This window comes from Kitasatospora sp. NPDC093102, from assembly GCF_040683915.1.
Classification (GTDB): domain Bacteria; phylum Actinomycetota; class Actinomycetes; order Streptomycetales; family Streptomycetaceae; genus Kitasatospora.
This window is the reverse complement of the sequence record NZ_JBFBFA010000041.1, coordinates 12,666-30,227: the sequence shown is the minus strand read 5'-3', so window position 1 is coordinate 30,227 and position 17,562 is coordinate 12,666. Positions and strand designations below refer to the sequence as shown.

Below are 17,562 nucleotides of genomic sequence, written 5' to 3'. Positions count from 1 at the left end.
CGGCCATGGCCGGGAATTGGAGATCACCCTTCCGGATTCCCGGTCGGACGGGCACGAAAAAGCGGAGGGGCACCGGATGGTTCCGGTGCCCCTCCGCTCATGCGGGAGCCGTTACGCCGGGCCGGCGACCACCGCGATCGGGGTGGTGACCGGGGTGCCGGAGCCGTCGCGGCGCGGGTCGCGCTCGGGCAGGTCGACCGGGGCGCCCTTGGCGGTGGCGGCGCGGGCCGGGGCGGCGCCGGCCCAGGCGAAGGTCAGGCCGTCCTCGCCGCGCAGGAAGCGCTGACAGCGCACCCCGCCGGTGGCGCGGCCCTTGCGCGGGTACTGCTCGAACGGGGTGACCTTCCAGGTCGTCTGCTCGCCGCCGGACAGCGTGCCCGAGGCCGTGGCCACCGAGACCACCACCGCGTCCGCCGCCGGGTCCACCGCCGTGAAGGACAGCACCCGCGCGCCGTCCGACAGCTTGATGCCCGCCATGCCGCCCGCCGGGCGGCCCTGCGGACGCACCTGGCCTGCCGGGTAGCGCAGCAGCTGGGCGTCCGAGGCGATGAAGACCAGGTCCTCCTCGCCGGTGCGCAGTTCGACCGCGCCCACCAGCTCGTCACCCTCCTTGAGGGCGATCACCTCGAACTCGTCCTTGTTCGCCGGCCACTCCGGCACCACCCGCTTCACCACGCCCTGCAGCGTGCCCAGCGCCAGCCCCGGCGAGGACTCGTCCAGCGTGGTCAGCGCCAGCACCCGCTCCCCGGCCTCCAGCCGCAGGAACTCGCCCACCGCGGCCCCGCCCGCCAGCGTCGGCGAAGGCGTCGGCGGCAGCGCCGGCAGGTCGATCACCGGCAGCCGCAGCACCCGGCCCGCGGACGTCACCACGCCCACGTCCGCCCGCGCCGTCGCGTGCACCGCCGACACGATCACATCGTGCTTCGCCCGCTTCTCCGACACCTCGAACGGTTCCCCGTCCGCCGTCCGCGCGAGCAGGCCCGTCGAGGACAGCAGCACCCGGCACGGGTCGTCCGCCACCTCCAGCGGCACGGCCAGCGCCGCCGACGGCGCCGCCCCCGCCTCCAGCAGCACCGTGCGCCGCTCCGTGCCGAACTGCTTCGCCACCGCGCCCAGTTCGGACGACACCACGCTGCGCAGCTTGGTGTCCGACTCCAGGATCTCGGTCAGGTCCGCGATCTCGGCGGTCAGCTTCTCCTTCTCCTGCTCCAGCTCCACCCGGTCGAAGCGGGTCAGCCGCCGCAGCGGGGTGTCCAGGATGTACGCGGTCTGCGTCTCCGACAGCGAGAAGCGCTCCATCAGGCGCTCCTTCGCCTGCTGGGCGTTGTCACTCGACCGGATGATCGCGATGACCTCGTCGATGTCGAGCAGGGCCACCAGCAGGCCCTCGACCAGGTGCAGCCGCTCCTCGCGCTTGCGGCGACGGAAGTCGCTGCGCCGGCGCACCACGGTGAAGCGGTGGTCGACGTAGACCTCCAGCAGCTCCTTCAGCCCCAGCGTCAGCGGCTGCCCGTCGACCAGCGCGACGTTGTTGATGCCGAAGGTCTCCTCCATCGGCGTCAGCTTGTAGAGCTGCTCCAGCAGCGCCTCCGGCACGAAGCCGTTCTTCACCTCGATGACCAGCCGCAGCCCGTGCTCGCGGTCGGTCAGGTCCTTGACGTCCGCGATGCCCTGGAGCTTCTTCGCGTTGACCAGGTCCTTGATCTTCGAGATGACCTTCTCCGGGCCGACGTTGTACGGCAGCTCGGTGACCACGATGCCCTTGCGGCGGGCCGTCACCGCCTCCACCGTCGTCGTCGCCCGGATCTTGAACGTGCCGCGGCCCGACTCGTACGCGTCCCGGATGCCCGACAGGCCCACGATCCGCCCGCCGGTCGGCAGGTCCGGACCGGGCACGAACCGCATCAGCGTGTCCAGGTCCGCGTTCGGGTGCTTGATCAGGTGCCGGGCCGCGGCCACCACCTCGGACAGGTTGTGCGGCGGCATGTTCGTCGCCATGCCCACCGCGATGCCCGTCGCACCGTTCACCAGCAGGTTCGGGAACGCGGCCGGCAGCGCCAGCGGCTCCTGCTCGCTGCCGTCGTAGTTCGGGCCGAAGTCGACGGTGTCCTCGTGGATCGACTCCACCATCGCCATCGAGGCGGCCGTCAGCCGTGACTCGGTGTAGCGCATCGCGGCCGGCGGGTCGTCGTTGCCCAGTGAACCGAAGTTGCCGTGCCCGTCGATCAGCGGCAGCCGCATCGAGAACGGCTGCGCCATGCGCACCACCGAGTCGTAGATCGACGCGTCGCCGTGCGGGTGCAGCCGGCCCATCACCTCGCCCACCACACGGGCGCACTTCACGTGCGCGCGGTCCGGGCGCAGGCCCATCTCGTTGGCCTGGTACAGGATCCGGCGGTGCACCGGCTTCAGGCCGTCCCGTGCGTCGGGCAGCGCACGCGAGTAGATCACCGAGTAGGCGTACTCCAGGAAGGAGCCCTGCATCTCGTCCACGACGTCGACGTCGAGGATCCGCTCCTCGAAGTCTCCGGGCGGCGGGGTCTGCGAACTGCGGCGGGCCATCGCGGCGGGGCTCCCTTACGTGTCGCTGGCTGTGTCTCGGTCGGTCGTCGGTCGGTCGCCGAACGCCGGGGTCGGTCGTCGGTCGTCTCCGCACCTTCCTGCCACCGGACCCGTCAACCGGGCGCCGTCGACAGGGCGCGGCGCCCCCATTGTGGACCCTCGGGCCGACACTCCCGGTCAGCGGCCCTCTTCCGCCCCTGGCGAACGGCCCCGTCAGCGCGGGCACGAACACGGTTCCCGCACGTTGCACCACAATGGGGGACGCCACACGAACCCCGACATCGACGACGGGAAGGACCCGAGCGCATGGCCAACCCGGCCCCCGCCTCCAGCCGAGGCATCGCCATCACCGAGCACCGCCTGGCCAACGGCCTGCGCGTCGTCCTCTCCGAGGACCACCTCACCCCGGTCGCCGCCGTCTGCCTCTGGTACGACGTGGGCTCCCGCCACGAGGTCAAGGGCCGCACCGGCCTCGCCCACCTCTTCGAGCACCTGATGTTCCAGGGCTCCGCCAACGTCTCCAACAACGGGCACTTCGAGCTCGTCCAGGGCGCCGGCGGCTCGCTCAACGGCACCACCAGCTTCGAGCGCACCAACTACTTCGAGACCATGCCCGCCCACCAGCTGGAGCTCGCCCTCTGGCTGGAGGCCGACCGGATGGGCTCGCTGCTCGCCGCGCTCGACGAGACGTCCATGGAGAACCAGCGCGACGTCGTCAAGAACGAGCGCCGCCAGCGCTACGACAACGTCCCGTACGGCACCGCCTTCGAGAAGCTCACCGCGCTCTCCTTCCCCGACGGCCACCCGTACCATCACACCCCGATCGGCTCCATGGCCGACCTCGACGCGGCCACCCTGGAGGACGCCCGCACGTTCTTCCGGACGTACTACGCGCCCAACAACGCCGTCCTCTCCGTCGTCGGCGACATCGACCCCGAGCAGACCGTCGCCTGGGTCGAGAAGTACTTCGGCTCCATCCCGGCGCACGACGGCAAGCAGCCCCCGCGCTCGGGCGAACTCCCCGAGACCATCGGCCGCGAGATCCGCGAGGAGATCCACGAGGACGTCCCGTCCCGCGCCCTGATGGCCGCCTACCGCCTCCCGCACGACGGCACCCGCGAGGCCGACGCCGCCGACCTCGCCCTCACCATCCTCGGCAGCGGCGAGTCCAGCCGCCTCTACAACCGGCTGGTCCGCCGCGACCGCACCGCCGTCGCCGCCGGCTTCGGCCTGCTGCGGCTGGCCGGCGCCCCCAGCCTCGGCTGGCTCGACGTCAAGACCTCCGGCGACGCCACCATCGAGCAGATCGGCACTGCCGTCGACGAGGAGCTCGCCCGCTTCGCCGCCGAGGGCCCCACGGCCGAGGAGCTCGAACGCGCCCAGGCCCAGATCGAGCGCGAGTGGCTCGACCGGCTCACCACCGTTGCCGGCCGCGCCGACGAACTGTGCCGTTACGCCGTCCTGTTCGGCGACCCCAAGCTGCTCAACGACGCCCTCCCCAAGGTCCTCGACGTCACCGCCGAGGAGGTCCAGGCCGTCGCCCAGGCCCGCCTGCACCCCGACAACCGGGCCGTCCTCGTCTACGAGCCGACCGCCGCCGAGACCGCCGCCGACTCCGACGCCGCTTCCGAAGAGGAGGGTGCCGCCGCATGAGCACCGACTACGTCCCCGCCATGACCTTCCACCCGCAGCCCCAGCCGGGCACGCCCAGCCCCTGGGACTTCCCCGCCCCCGAGCGGGCCGCCCTCGGCAACGGCATCACGGTCCTGCACTGCCACCGGCCCGGCCAGCAGCTGGTCGCCGTCGAGGTCCTGCTCGACGTCCCGCTCGCCGCCGAGCCCGAGGGCCTCGACGGCATCGCCGGCATCCTCGCCCGCGCCTTCAGCGAGGGCACCGACACCCTTAGCGCCGAGGAGTTCGCCGCCGAGCTGGAGCGCGCCGGCGCCACCCTCGACGCCCACGCCGACCACCCGTGCATCCGGATCTCCCTGGAGGTCCCCGCCTCCCGGCTCCAGCGCGGCCTGTCCCTGCTCGCCGACGCCCTGCGCGCCCCGGCCCTGCCTGAGGCGGAGATCGAGCGCCTGGTCGCCAACCGCCTGGACGAGATCGTCCACGAGCAGGCCAACCCCGCCCGGCGCGCCGCCAAGGCCCTGTACGCCGAGCTCTTCGACGTCGCCGACCGGCTCTCCCGGCCCCGCGCCGGCACCGCCGACACCGTCAAGTCGATCGACCGCACGGCCGTCAAGGCCTTCTACGACGCCCATGTGCGCCCCGCGACCAGCACCGTCGTGGTGGTCGGCGACCTCACCGGCGTCGACCTGCCCGCGCTGCTGGAGAGCACCCTCGGCACCTGGACCGGAACGGCCGCCGATCCGTCCGTCCACGCCCCGGTCACCGCCGACGACCGCGGCCGCGTCGTCATCGTGGACCGCCCGGGCTCCGTCCAGACCCAGGTACTCATCGGCCGGATCGGGCCCGACCGCCACAACCCGGTCTGGGCCGCCCAGACCCTCGGCACCTACTGCCTCGGCGGCACCCTCACCTCCCGCCTCGACCGCGTCCTGCGCGAGGAGAAGGGCTACACCTACGGCGTGCGCGCCTTCGCCCAGCCGCTGCGCTCGGCCGCCGACGGCAGCGGGCGGGCGATGCTCGCCATCAGCGGTTCGGTGGACACCGCCTCCACCGCGCCCGCACTGGCCGACACCTGGACCATCCTGCGCACCCTCGCCGCCGAGGGCCTCACCGACGCCGAGCGCGACGAGGCCGTGCAGTTCCTGATCGGCGTCGCCCCGCTGAAGTACGAGACCGCGGGCTCGGTGGCCGGCACCCTGGCCGACCAGGTCGAGCAGTACCTGCCGGACGACTACCAGGCCGAGGTCTACCGGCAGCTCGCCGAACTGCCCACCGCCGCCGCCACCGAGGCGGTCGTCGCGGCCTTCCCGCCGGACCGCCTGGTCACCGTCCTGGTCGGCGACGCCGCCGTGATCGCCGACGACGTGCGGGCGCTCGGCATCGGTGAGGTCACCGTCGTCAGCTGACGCCAGCCGCGGTTCCGGCCGGCCCGGTGGAGCACCCGCTCCGCCGGGCCGGACGCGTTTTTAAATCCGTTGCGGGCCGCGCCTGTTCCGTGGATAGATGTTCCCCGGCGCACAGCACGTGCGAACTGCGACGAAGGAAGGGAGGCGGTCACCATGCGGGTCGAGCAAGCCATACGACGCTCCCCACGGCCGTATTCCCCCTGTGCCGTCGCCCCGGGCGTCTGAGCCCCTCCTCCTGAACCTCCCCGAGCCGCGCCGGGATTCCTCGCGCGGCAGCTTCCCCGCGTGAACTTCCCGACCTCTGGAGGTCGTTCGACCATGACGTACACCGAGGTGCCCGGCGTCCGGGTGCCGATCCGGATGTGGACCGACCCGGCCACCGTCGAGGGCCAGGCCCTCCAGCAGCTGCGCAACATCAGCTCCCTGCCCTGGCTGCACGGCCTCGCCGTGATGCCCGACGTCCACCTGGGCAAGGGCGCCACCGTCGGCTCCGTCATCGCCATGAAGGACGCGGTCTGCCCGGCGGCCGTCGGTGTCGACATCGGCTGCGGGATGAGCGCGGTGAAGACCTCGCTCACCGCCGAGGACCTCCCGGACGACCTCTCCGCCCTGCGCCGCGAGATCGAGCGGGCCATTCCGGTCGGCCGCGGCCTGCACACCGACCCGGTCGACCCGACCAAGCTGTACGGCTTCCGCACGGCGGGCTGGGACGACTTCTGGCAGCGCTTCGACGGGGTGGCGGAGGAGGTCAAGTGGCGTCGCGAGCGGGCCATGCAGCAGATGGCCACGCTCGGCGGAGGAAATCACTTCATAGAACTGTGCATTGATACGACCGGCGCGGTCTGGTTGATGTTGCACTCCGGTTCCCGCAACATCGGCAAGGAACTGGCCGAGCACCACATGGGCACCGCCCGGTCGTTGCCGCACAACCAGGGGCTGGTCGACCAGGACCTGGCCGTCTTCCTCGCCAAGACCCCGGAGATGGCCGCCTACCGGCAGGACCTGTTCTGGGCGCAGGAGTACGCGAAGCACAACCGCGCGGTCATGATGGCGCTCTTCCAGGACGTCGTCCGCCGGGAGTTCACCAAGGCGAAGGTCGCCTTCGACGAGGTCATCAGCTGCCACCACAACTACGTGGCGGAGGAGCGGTACGACGGCGTCGACCTGCTGGTGACCCGCAAGGGCGCGATCCGGGCCGGCTCCGGTGACCTCGGGATCATCCCCGGGTCGATGGGGACGGGCTCCTACATCGTCCGCGGTCTGGGCAACGCGGCCTCGTTCAACTCCGCCTCGCACGGCGCCGGCCGCAAGATGAGCCGCAACGCCGCGAAGAAGCGGTTCACCACGCAGGACCTGGTCGAGCAGACCAAGGGCGTGGAATGCCGCAAGGATGGCGGTGTGGTGGACGAGATCCCGGGCGCCTACAAGAACATCGAGAGGGTCATCGAGCAGCAGAAGGACCTCGTCGAGGTGGTCGCGCACCTCAAGCAGGTCGTCTGCGTCAAGGGCTGACCGGGCCGGCCGGGGCGCGGAAGCGGCCGGAGAAGCCGATCGGGGTGCCGCCGGAATCCGGCGGCACCCCGATCGGGCGGCTGCGAGGCCTCAGACCGCGGCGGGGAGCTCGTCGAGGCCTTCGGAGACGAGCTTGGCGAGGCGGTCGAGGGCGTCGTCGGCGTTCTCGGCGTCGGAGGCGAGGATGACCTCGTCGCCACCCTGGGCGCCCAGGCCGAGGAGGCCGAGCATGGAGGCGGCGTTCACCGGGTTGCCGCCCGGCTTGGCGATGGTGATCGGCACGCCGGTGGCCGTGACGGCCCGGACGAAGACGGAGGCGGGACGGGCGTGCAGGCCCTCGGCCCAACCGATGGTGACGCGGCGCTCAGCCATGAGACGTGCCTTTCCGGTGAAGCTGGTCACGGCCGTGCTCGGGGGAGCGGGGGAAGCGGCCATGTTGTCTAGACCAGTGTTGCATGCAGTCGGCCCCTGGAAACCGCCGCGTTCAGGACTTGTGATTGTTTCTTTTCGGGGCATAAACCCCGGCTGACGGCCCTGTACACCCTGCCGCGGGCACGCGCCCGGCGCCATTCGGCTCGCCGCCGGATAATCTGACGAATGTGGAAGACCCCGCGGTGGTGAACCCCGAGCAACCCGACTATCCGCAGCACTGGGAAGCGGACATCCTGCTGCGTGACGGAGGTACGGCCCGGATCCGGCCGATCACGCCGGCCGACGCCGGACGGCTCGTGGAGTTCTACGAGCAGGTGTCGGACCAGTCCAAGTACTTCCGGTTCTTCGCCCCCTACCCGCGGCTCTCCGACAAGGACGTCCGCCGCTTCACCCACCACGACTTCGTGAACCGGGTGGGCCTCGCGGTGGTGGTCCGGGACCACTTCATCGCCACCGTCCGGTACGACCGGATCGACGCCGAGGGCCGCCCCTCCGAGACCGGCACCGACGCCGAGGTGGCCTTCCTGGTGCAGGACGCCCACCAGGGCCGCGGTGTGGCCTCCGCCCTGCTGGAGCACATCGCGGCGGTCGCGCAGGAGCGCGGCATCCGCCGCTTCCAGGCCGAGGTGCTGCCGGAGAACCGGAAGATGGTGAAGGTCTTCACCGACGCCGGCTACACCCAGCGCCGCAGCTTCGCCGACGGCGTGGTGCACCTGGAGTTCGACCTCGAACAGACCGACCGCTCGCTCGCCGTGATGCGTGCCCGCGAGCACCGCGCCGAGGCGCGCTCGGTGCAGCGGCTGCTCACCCCGCGCTCGGTGGCGGTGGTCGGGGTCTCCCGCACGCCGCAGACCGTCGGCCGGGCCATCCTGCGCGACCTGCTGGGGGGCGCCCCGGCCGACCGGCCGGTGTACGCGGTGAACCGCAATGCCGAGCCCGGCACCGAGCTGGACGGCGTCCCGGTCCACCGGTCGATTCTGGACATTCCCGGACCGGTGGACCTCGCAGTGATCGCCGTCCCCGAGAGCGCTGTCCCGGCCGCCGTCGCCGAGTGCGGTGCCCACGGGGTGCAGGGCCTGGTGGTGGTCACCGCAGGCTACGCGGAGACCGGTCCGGAGGGCCGGGACCGGCAGCGCGCGCTGGTCCGCCAGGCCCGCGCGGCCGGCATGCGGGTGATCGGCCCGAACGCCTTCGGCCTGATCAACACCGACCCGCAGAGCCCGCTGAACGCGTCGCTCGCCCCACGCCTGCCCGGCCGCGGCGGCTTCGGGATCTTCTGCCAGTCCGGCGCGATCGGCGTGGCCCTGCTGGAGGCCGCCCACAAGCGCGGCCTCGGCGTCTCCTCCTTCGCCTCGGTCGGCAACCGCGCCGACGTCTCCGGCAACGACTTCCTCCAGTACTGGGCCGAGGACGAGGCCACCCAGGTGGTGCTGCTGTACCTGGAGTCCTTCGGCAACCCGCGCAAGTTCACCCGGATCGCCCGCCGGCTCGCGGCCGCCAAGCCGGTCGTCGTGGTCAAGGGCGCCCGGCACACCGGCAGCCTGCCGCCCGGCCACGCCGTCCCGGCCACCGCCACCGGCCTGCACGACGCCACGGTGGACGCGCTGTTCGAACAGGCGGGCGTCACCCGGGTGGCGACCATCACCGAGCTGTACGACACCGGTGAGCTGCTGGCCCAGCAGCCGCTGCCGCCGGGGGACCGGGTCGCCGTGGTCGGCAACTCCGACTCGCTCGGCCTGCTCACCTACGACGCCCTGCTGAGCGCGGGCCTGCGCCCGTGCGCGCCCGTCGACCTCACCACCGCCGCGACCGGCGAGAACTTCCGGATCGCCCTGGACGTCGCACTCGCCGACCCGGCCGTGGACGCGGTGATCGCCGTCGCCATCCCGCCGATCGGCACCTCCGCGCACGCCTTCATGGGCGGCCGGCTGACCGGCGAGGACGACCCCGCGATGGGCACGGACGACCCGGAGATCGCCGCCGCCCTGCTCGATGCCGGCCACCGGGCCCGGGTGCTGGGCAAGCCGCTGCTGCTCACCCACCTGGCGCTGACCGACCTGCCGGCCAGGCTGCGCCCCGGCGGCATCCCCGCGTACGCGGCGCCCGAGCGGGCCGTGCACGCCCTCACCCACGCCGTGCACTACGCGCAGTGGCGCCGCCGCACGGCCGCGGCGGAGGAGACGGCGCGCGTCCCCGAGCTGGACCGGATCGACGAGCCCGGCGCCCGCCGGCTGGTGGAGGCGGCGCTGAGCACCCGGGTCGCGGTTGCGGCGCGCACCCAGCCCGGCGGCGCCCGGCTCGTCCTGCCCGAGGCCGAGGCCCTGGAGCTGCTGGCCCGCTACGGGATCGACGTCTCGCCGGTGCGGCCGGCCCCGGACGAGGAGTCCGCCGCACGGGCCGCCGGGACGCTCGGCTACCCGGTGGCCCTCAAGGCGACCGCCCCGCACCTGCGCCACCGCCCCGACCTGGGCAGCGTCCGGCTGGACCTGACCGACGAGGCAGGCCTGCGCCGCGCCCACCGCGAGCTGGACGCGCTGCTCGGCGGCGCCGCGCAGGCCGAGCTGGTGGTCCAGCGGATGGCGCCGCGCGGCGTGGACACCGTGATCGCCGCCACGGTGGACCCGGCGGTCGGCGCGATCCTCTCCTTCGGCCTGGCCGGCGCCCCGGCCGAACTGCTGGGCGACACGGCGCACCGGCTGGTGCCGGCCACCGACCAGGACGTCGCCGGGCTGATCCGGGAGGTCCGGGCGGCGCCGCTGCTGTTCGGCTGGCGCGGCGCCGAGGCGGTGGACACCGGCGCACTGGAGGAGCTGCTGCTGCGGGTGTCGCAGCTGGTGGACGACGTACCGGAGATCGCCTCGGTGGATCTCGAACCGGTGGTCGTGGCCCCGCACGGGCTGGCGATCCTGGGGGCACGGGTACGGGTCGCGCCGCTGCCGGTCCGCAGCGATCTGGGCCCGCGCGCGATGAGCACGCTGTAACCTTCCTTGGTTGCGCCCTGCCCGGGCGCTGTTGTCCGAAGCTCGGCGCCGTGCCGCCCGCTTCGTCGGCGGACCATGCCAGGATGGAGATATGGCGAAGACCGGTACCACCACTCAGGACCTGCGCTCGGCGATCGAGCGCAGCGGCTACTACCCGGCCCTGGTGTCCGAGGCGGTCGAGTCCGCGGTGGGCCCGGAGCCGATCAGCTCCTACCTGGTGCACCAGGAGACGACCTTCGACGCCAACGAGGTGCGCCGGCACGTGACGGTGCTGGTGCTCACCCCGACCCGGTTCGTGGTGAGCCACACGGACGAGCAGTCCGGGGCCGAGGGCAGCCCGGCGGTGCCGTTCGCGACGACGTCGACGGAGAGCGTCCGGCTGGACCGGATCGGTTCGGTCGTGGTGAGCCGGATGGTGGCGAACCCGGAGACGTACACCCCGGGCACTCTGCCGCGCGAGGTGGTGCTGACGATCGGCTGGGGCGCGGTGCAGCGCCTGGACCTGGAGCCGGCCGGCTGCTCGGACCCGAACTGCGAGGCGGACCACGGCTACACCGGCTCGGCCACGGCTGACGACCTCTCACTGCGGGTGAGCGAGGCCGGCGACGGCCCGGAGACGGTGGCCCAGGCGCTGGTGTTCGCCCGGGCGCTGTCCGACGCGACGATCAGCAACGGCCCGCGGGTCTGAGTTCCGCCGCTCCCGACCGACCGCACCGCTACGAATCCGGTTCCATGTCCTTCGTTCCTGCCGACGGCTACGACGCCTTCGAGATCCTTGACCCGACCACGGCCCCCGCGCCCCCGTACGGCAGCGGCTCGCTGTGCGACCTGCTGCCCTCGGTGGCGGCGGGGCTGGGCGTCCCCGGGTTCACCGCGACCCTCCCGATCGCCCCGGCGGACCGGGTGGTGGTGTTCCTGGTGGACGGCCTGGGCTGGGAGCTGCTGCTGCGCCACCCCGAGTACGCGCCGTTCCTGTCCTCGCTCGTCGGGAGCTCGCTGGGCGGCAGCGGCCGTCCGCTGACCGCAGGCTTCCCGTCCACCACGGCGACCTCGCTGGCCTCGGTCGGCACCGGCACGCCGCCGGGCCTGCACGGCCTGGCCGGGTACACGGTGGCGGTGCCCGGCACCGGCTACCTGATGAACCAGCTGCGCTGGCAGCCGCCGACCGAGCCGCACGCCTGGCAGCCGTACCCGACGGTCTTCGAGCGCACCCACCAGGCCGGGGTGGCGACCGCCCAGGTCTCGTCCCCGCTGTTCGCCCAGACCCCGCTGACCAGGGTGGCGCTGTCCGGCGGCACCTTCCTCGGCCGCACCACGGGCGAGGAGCGGATGGACCTGGCGGCCTCCTGGCTGGCGGAGCACGACCGGGCGCTGGTGTACACCTACGTCAGCGAGCTGGACGGTGCGGGTCACCGCTTCGGGGTGGACTCGGACGAGTGGCGGATGACGCTGGACGCGGTGGACCGGCTGGCCCGCCGGCTGGCCGGGCAGCTGCCGCCGCGCTCGGCGATGTACGTGACGGCCGACCACGGCATGATCGACATCGCGCCGGAGGACCGGATCGACTTCGACGAGGACTGGGAGCTGGGCGCCGGCGTCGCCCTGCTCGGCGGCGAGGGCCGGGCCCGGCACGTGTACGCGGTGCCGGGGGCCGCGGCCGACGTGCACGCGGTCTGGAGCGAGGTGCTGGGCGACCGGATGTGGGTGGCCACCCGGGACCAGGCGATCGCGGCGGGCTGGTTCGGCCCGGCCGTGGACGAGCGGGTGTACGCCCGGATCGGCGACGTGGTCGCCGCGGCGCGCGACGACATCGCGATCGTCGCTTCCCGCAACGAGCCCGGCGAGTCCGCGATGATCGGTCTGCACGGTTCGATGACCCCGGTCGAGCAGTTCGTGCCGCTGCTCGAAGTCCGCGGCTGAGCTGTGTACTTGACTTGTCTGTGCCCGAACTTCCCTGATTTGAAAGGTCCTTGCTCCACCCATGGCTGAACTGGTGTTCTTCTCGGGCACGATGGACTGCGGAAAGTCGACGCTGGCGCTGCAGATGGACCACAACCACACCGCGCGCGGCCGGCAGGGCGTGATCCTCACCCGCAATGACCGGGCGGGCGCGGCGACGATCTCCAGCCGGCTGGGCCTGCGCGCCGACGCGGTCGAGGTGACGGACGACTTCGACTTCCACACGCACGTGGTGCACCGGCTCTCGGCCGGCGGCCGGGTGGACTACCTGATCTGCGACGAGGCGCAGTTCTTCGCCGCCGAGCAGGTCGACCAGCTGGCCCGGGTGGTGGACGAACTGGACATCGACGTCTACACCTTCGGCATCGCCACCGACTTCCGCACCCGGCTGTTCCCGGGCTCGCAGCGGCTGATCGAGCTGGCCGACCGGGTGGAGGTGCTCCAGGTCGAGGCGCTGTGCTGGTGCGGTGCGCGGGCCACCCACAACGCCCGGACGGTCGGCGGGGTGATGGTGGTCGAGGGCGCCCAGGTGGTGGTCGGCGACATCTCGGTGGACCAGGACGAGGTGGGCTACGAGGTGCTGTGCCGCCGCCACCACCGCCGTCGGCTGACCGCCGCGACGGCGCGCGTCTCGGTGCTCTCCCCGGACGTGCTGCCCTTCGAGGAGCAGCAGGCCTGAGGGCCGGGGCGGTCTAGGGGAGCACCTGCAGTACGGAGAAGTGCCCGCCCTGCGGGTCGGCCAGCCGGACGGCGCGGCCGCGGATGGTGTCGTGCGGTTCGACCAGGACCCGGCCGCCGAGCTCGACGGCGTGACGGGCGGTCAGTGCGGCGTCGCCGACCGCGAAGTGGGTGCGCCAGCGCGTCGGGTGGCCGGGCAGCTCGGCGCGGTGCCGGATGCCGGCGACCGGCCGCCCGTGCACCAGCAGCGCGGTCTCGCCCGGGGCGGAGCGGACCGGGCGGTCGAGCACGGTGGAGTAGAAGGCGGCGGCGCCCTCCGCGTCGGGGGTGAGCAGTTCGGTCCAGGCCGGGGCGCCCGGTTCGCGGCCGGCCTCCCGGCCGAGGTGCTCCTCGCCCTGCCAGAGGCCGAAGACCGCGCCGGAGACGTCGGCGGCGATGGCCATCCGCCCGGCGCGCTCGGCCTGGAGCGGCCCGACGGCGACGGTTCCGCCGCACTCGCGGACGAGTTGGGCGGTGCGGTCGGCGTCGTCCACGGCGAAGTAGGTGGTCCACTGCACCGGGAAGCCGGTGGCGGTGGAGACGCCGAGGCCGGCCACCGGCGCCCCGTCGAGCTCGGCCCGGACGTAGTCGCCGAGCTGGCCGGGCCCGGGCGTGTACGTCCAGCCGAGCAGTGCGCCGTAGAAGGCGCGGGCGCCGGGCAGGTCGTCGGTCAGCAGGCTGACCCAGCAGGGCGTGCCCTGGGCCAGTCGGAGTTCCACCGCGGGCAATGCGGGCCTCCTCGTGGGTGGTCGGCGCACGGAAATCCTCGCGCGCGAGGGTGATGCTTCCACCCTGGCGGGCGCCCAACCCTCGGGCCGCGCGGAAAGTCCGGCAAAGACCCCACAAAGAGCGGCGGGTCGGGCGTGTCCTGCGGATTCCGCCGGTACCCCCGGACCGGGCCGTGGCAGGGATCCGGATGGCCCGCCGCCGGGGCCGGGCTGCGCGACAATGGCCGCCATGACCACCACCTACAACGACGGTTCCCCGCTGATCTCCGCGGCCGAGCTGCGCGAGGCGCTCGCCTCCGCGCTGCCGCCGGTGCTGTTGGACGTGCGCTACCAGCTGGTCGGTGCCGCGCCGGGCGGCCCGACCGCGGCCGAGGAGTACCGGGCCGGTCACCTGCCCGGCGCCCACTTCGTCGAGCTGGACCGGGACCTGGCCGCCCCGCCCGGCGCCCCCGGCCGGGGCGGGCGCCACCCGCTGCCCGACCCGGAGGAGTTCGGCGCGGCGATGCGCCGCTTCGGGGTGAGCGCGCAGCGCCCGGTCGTGGTGTACGACGGAGCGGCCTCGATGGCGGCGGCCCGGGCCTGGTGGCTGCTGCGCTGGGCCGGTCACCGGGACGTCCGGGTGCTGGACGGCGGTTTCGCGGCCTGGCAGGCGGCCGGGCTGCCGGTGACGGCCGAGCTGCCGGAGCCCGGGGAGGGCGACTTCGAGCCGGTGCCGGGGCAGCTGCCGACGGTGGACGGGGACGGCGCCGCGGCCTGGGCGCGCGGCGGGCTGCTGCTGGACGCCCGGTCCGGGGAGCGCTACCGGGGCGAGACCGAGCCGGTGGACCCGCGGGCCGGGCACATCCCGGGCGCGGTCTCGGCGCCGACGGCCGGGAACGTGGGCCCGGACGGCCGGTTCCTGCCGGCCGTCGAGCTGGCCGCCCGGTTCCGGGCGCTGGGTGCGGGGGAGCGGGAGACCGCGGTGTACTGCGGTTCGGGCGTGACGGCGGCGCACCAGATCCTGGCGCTGGAGGTGGCGGGCCTGCCGGCCACGCTGTACCCGGGCTCGTGGAGCGAGTGGTCGAGCGACGATTCGCGCCCGGTGGCGGTCACCGAGCAGACGGGCTGACTCCCCGGGTGCGCCGCAGGGGCGGGAGGCCCGGCCTCCCGCCCCTGCGGCGCACCACTGGTCCTACTCCTGCTTCTTGCGCCGGCTGCCGAAGACGATCTCGTCCCAGCTGGGCACGGTGGCCCGGCGGCCGGGCCGGACGCCGTCCGCCTCGGCCTGCCGGTCGGTGGTGCCGACCAGGCGCTCACGGTGCGGGGCGACGGCGCGCGGCATCAGGATGTCGGCGTAGGCCGAGCCCGCGCCCACTGCCGGGGCGGCTGCCGCGGCCGCCTCCTCGCTCTCCTCGGCGACCTCGGCGGGCACCGGCTCGATCGGGGTGGGGACGCCGACGGCGAGGTCGCCGCGGAAGGCGGGGACCACGTCGAGCAGGCTGGTCAGCGAGTCCCGGGACTCGGCGGTGGCCTCCCGCGACTCGCGGACCTCGCGGGCCGACATGATGCGGTCGGCCGAGGGCCGGTCGATCATCGGGCGGGGAGGCCGGTCCTGGGGGAGCCGGGCGATCCGCGGGATGAACGGGAAGACCGACTCCTCCTCGCGCTCGACGTTCTCGCCGATCAGCGCGCGGGCCTCGTCGTCGTTGGGCTGGACCAGGCGCCGCGGCGGGTCGTACGTCCAGGAGGCGCTGCGGCCCTCGCCGTCGGCCCGGTAGGAGAGGATGACCTCCCAGGTGCCGTCGTCGCGCCGCCAGGAGTCCCAGCGTTCGGTGTCCTTCTCGGCGCCGCGCAGCGCGAGCCGCTCGGCCACGGCCTCGCCGAGCTGCGGGCCGGGGGACTCGCCGTTGCGGCGGATGGCGGTCTTGCGGGCGCGTTCGGCCATGAAGGCGCGCTCGGCGAGCACCGGGCCCTCGAAGCGGCGGACGCGGTCGACGGAGATCCCGGCGGCCTGGGCCACCTCCTCGGCGGAGGCACCGGCTCGTATCCGCGCCTGGATGTCCCGGGGGCGCAGATGGCTCTCGACCTCGATCTCGATCTGGCCGAGGCGCGGCCGGTCGCCGCGGATGGCGGCACGCAGCCGTTCGTCGATGGGAAGGGTGTACTCCGTGCTGTCGGCAGCCTTGAGCACCAGCCGTGTGCCGTCGTTGCTGACGGCCACAACCCGCAGTTCGGGCACGGTTACCTCCCGGGTGGTGCCTGCCGACGTCACCTGCGTCGCTGCTCCCGTACTGAGTGTGGCCTGCCCACTCGCGACTGGCCACAACCTTGCTGAGTTCCCCGGCGTGTCGGGCTTACGCCCGCGCACGCCGCTGTGGCACGGTTGCCTTTTTGCCACGCCATCCGTCGACGTCGCGCCTGGGTGTCCCGGCCGTCCTCGCACGCGCAGTGAACGCGACGATCCGGGACGGGCGTCGCCGTGCGTGCCCGCTCCGTGGCTCCTCGTCAAGCTGCCGGTGCAGGGCAGTCGACAAGTCGACCCAGGGCTCGGGCTTTACGAACAGTACTCCATTCGTGGCATCCAAAGGGGCGGCTCGCCGCTCAAGTCTCCCGCGATTCACGGGAATCTCAAGAGCGCGCTCCCCCAATGGCGGACCACCGCCGGATGAACGGTGATCATCTTCACACAATCCGGGCGCGAAGAACCGCATTTTCGTCCCTTGTGTCCTTCTTTGGGCAAGATGGACAGTCTTGTTCGAAGGACAGTCGTACGGACCGAGGGATGTTGATGCCGGAGCGGAGCCCCGCCGAGGAGGGCGGCAAGGCCAAGGAGGAGCGCAGGCGCATCGATCTGAGTGTGGCTCAGGTCGCGGCGAGTGCGCTGGCAACGGTGGTGGGTGCGCTGCTGGCCTCCGAACTGGGGGTGTACGGCACGATCCTGGGTGCCGCCGTGGTGAGCATCGGGGCCACCACCGGCAGCGCGGTGTTCCAGCACATCTTCAAGCGGACCGGGGAGCAGCTGCGCGAGGTGGTGGACCGGGGGCCGAACCAGGCCGCCAACACCCTGCGCCAGATGCCGGTCGAGTCCGGGGAGCCGGCGCGGCCGCCGGTGATCACCTCGGAGTGGAACGAGCCGCAGGTGGTGCGGGCGCGTCGGCGGTGGGGCTGGAAGACGTACGCGGCGGCGTCGGGGCTGGTCTTCCTGCTGGCGATGACGCCGATCGTGGCGTTCGAACTGGCCACCGGGCAGCCGGTGTCGGCGACGGTCAAGGGCGAGTCCGGCAACGGCACGTCCTTCGGCGGCTCGGTGACGCCCAAGTCGTCCCGGCCGCAGGACGCCCCGGTGGACCGGCCGTCCCCGGGCGACAGGCAGGGCCAGGACGCCACGCCGTCCGGCGGCGCCTCGGCCCCGGCGACCACCCGGCCGGGCCGGGGACCGGGCGACACGCCGAGCAGCGGCGCGGGGGCGGCCTCGCCCTCGGCGGGCCCGAGCGCGACCCCGTCGGCCGGCGCCTCCCCGTCGGCGGGCGGCGGGAAGCCCACCGGCGGGGCGACCCCGCAGCCGCCGGCACCGAGCGGCGCCCCGGCGAACGAACCGGCGAAGGCGCCGGTGGCCCCGCCGCCGGCCGACGGGGCCACCGGGACGCCCTAGGA

General features: G+C 73.4%; 13 protein-coding genes. 9 read left to right on the top strand and 4 right to left on the bottom strand.

Going from position 1 to position 17,562, the window contains the following annotated elements; all coding sequences use genetic code 11:
- Positions 1 to 111: 111 nt before the first annotated feature.
- Positions 112 to 2,562, bottom strand: coding sequence for a DNA topoisomerase IV subunit A (locus AB0O11_RS32085; RefSeq protein WP_363394001.1), 2,451 nt, complete (start codon positions 2,560 to 2,562; stop codon positions 112 to 114).
- 306 nt (positions 2,563 to 2,868) lie between these two features.
- On the opposite strand from AB0O11_RS32085, the gene AB0O11_RS32080 reads away from it, so the two are divergent.
- From AB0O11_RS32080 to AB0O11_RS32070, 3 genes are all read left to right on the top strand, one after another.
- Positions 2,869 to 4,215, top strand: a complete 1,347-nt coding sequence (locus AB0O11_RS32080; RefSeq protein WP_363393999.1) for a pitrilysin family protein — start codon at positions 2,869 to 2,871, stop codon at positions 4,213 to 4,215.
- Between the two features lie 20 nt (positions 4,216 to 4,235).
- On the top strand, positions 4,236 to 5,600 hold the full coding sequence (locus AB0O11_RS32075) for a pitrilysin family protein (RefSeq protein ID WP_363394074.1): 1,365 nt from the start codon (positions 4,236 to 4,238) through the stop codon (positions 5,598 to 5,600).
- A gap of 318 nt (positions 5,601 to 5,918) precedes the next feature.
- The gene (locus tag AB0O11_RS32070) at positions 5,919 to 7,112 is read left to right on the top strand and encodes an RtcB family protein (protein ID WP_363393997.1); all 1,194 of its coding nucleotides are present in this window, start codon (positions 5,919 to 5,921) and stop codon (positions 7,110 to 7,112) included.
- Between the two features lie 90 nt (positions 7,113 to 7,202).
- On the opposite strand, the gene AB0O11_RS32065 is transcribed toward AB0O11_RS32070, so the two are convergent.
- Positions 7,203 to 7,484: an HPr family phosphocarrier protein gene (locus AB0O11_RS32065; protein ID WP_359817494.1), complete on the bottom strand. Its 282-nt coding sequence runs from the start codon at positions 7,482 to 7,484 to the stop codon at positions 7,203 to 7,205.
- Between the two features lie 227 nt (positions 7,485 to 7,711).
- On the opposite strand from AB0O11_RS32065, the gene AB0O11_RS32060 reads away from it, so the two are divergent.
- The 4 genes from AB0O11_RS32060 (at position 7,712) to AB0O11_RS32045 (ending at position 13,163) form a co-directional block, all read left to right on the top strand.
- The gene (locus AB0O11_RS32060) at positions 7,712 to 10,525 is read left to right on the top strand and encodes a GNAT family N-acetyltransferase (RefSeq protein ID WP_363393994.1); all 2,814 of its coding nucleotides are present in this window, start codon (positions 7,712 to 7,714) and stop codon (positions 10,523 to 10,525) included.
- Positions 10,526 to 10,616: 91 nt separating this feature from the next.
- A complete protein-coding gene (locus tag AB0O11_RS32055; RefSeq protein WP_224280238.1) occupies positions 10,617 to 11,213 on the top strand; it encodes a DUF5998 family protein in 597 nt (198 codons plus the stop codon).
- 44 nt (positions 11,214 to 11,257) lie between these two features.
- A complete protein-coding gene (locus AB0O11_RS32050) occupies positions 11,258 to 12,445 on the top strand; it encodes a nucleotide pyrophosphatase/phosphodiesterase family protein (RefSeq protein WP_224280242.1) in 1,188 nt (395 codons plus the stop codon).
- Positions 12,446 to 12,506: 61 nt separating this feature from the next.
- On the top strand, positions 12,507 to 13,163 hold the full coding sequence (locus tag AB0O11_RS32045) for a thymidine kinase (RefSeq protein WP_363393992.1): 657 nt from the start codon (positions 12,507 to 12,509) through the stop codon (positions 13,161 to 13,163).
- 13 nt (positions 13,164 to 13,176) lie between these two features.
- Here the strand turns inward: AB0O11_RS32045 and AB0O11_RS32040 are convergent, their stop codons facing one another.
- Positions 13,177 to 13,920, bottom strand: a complete 744-nt coding sequence (locus AB0O11_RS32040) for a VOC family protein (RefSeq protein ID WP_363394071.1) — start codon at positions 13,918 to 13,920, stop codon at positions 13,177 to 13,179.
- Positions 13,921 to 14,158: 238 nt separating this feature from the next.
- On the opposite strand from AB0O11_RS32040, the gene AB0O11_RS32035 reads away from it, so the two are divergent.
- On the top strand, positions 14,159 to 15,037 hold the full coding sequence (locus tag AB0O11_RS32035) for a sulfurtransferase (protein WP_363393991.1): 879 nt from the start codon (positions 14,159 to 14,161) through the stop codon (positions 15,035 to 15,037).
- Positions 15,038 to 15,100: 63 nt separating this feature from the next.
- Here the strand turns inward: AB0O11_RS32035 and sepH are convergent, their stop codons facing one another.
- Positions 15,101 to 16,180 carry a septation protein SepH gene (sepH, locus tag AB0O11_RS32030; protein WP_363393989.1) on the bottom strand — a complete coding sequence of 360 codons (1,080 nt, stop codon included), beginning with the start codon at positions 16,178 to 16,180 and terminating at the stop codon, positions 15,101 to 15,103.
- Positions 16,181 to 16,696: 516 nt separating this feature from the next.
- Between sepH and AB0O11_RS32025 the strand changes: the two genes are divergently transcribed.
- Positions 16,697 to 17,560, top strand: coding sequence for a hypothetical protein (locus tag AB0O11_RS32025; RefSeq protein ID WP_363393987.1), 864 nt, complete (start codon positions 16,697 to 16,699; stop codon positions 17,558 to 17,560).
- The last annotated feature ends 2 nt before the right edge of the window (positions 17,561 to 17,562 follow it).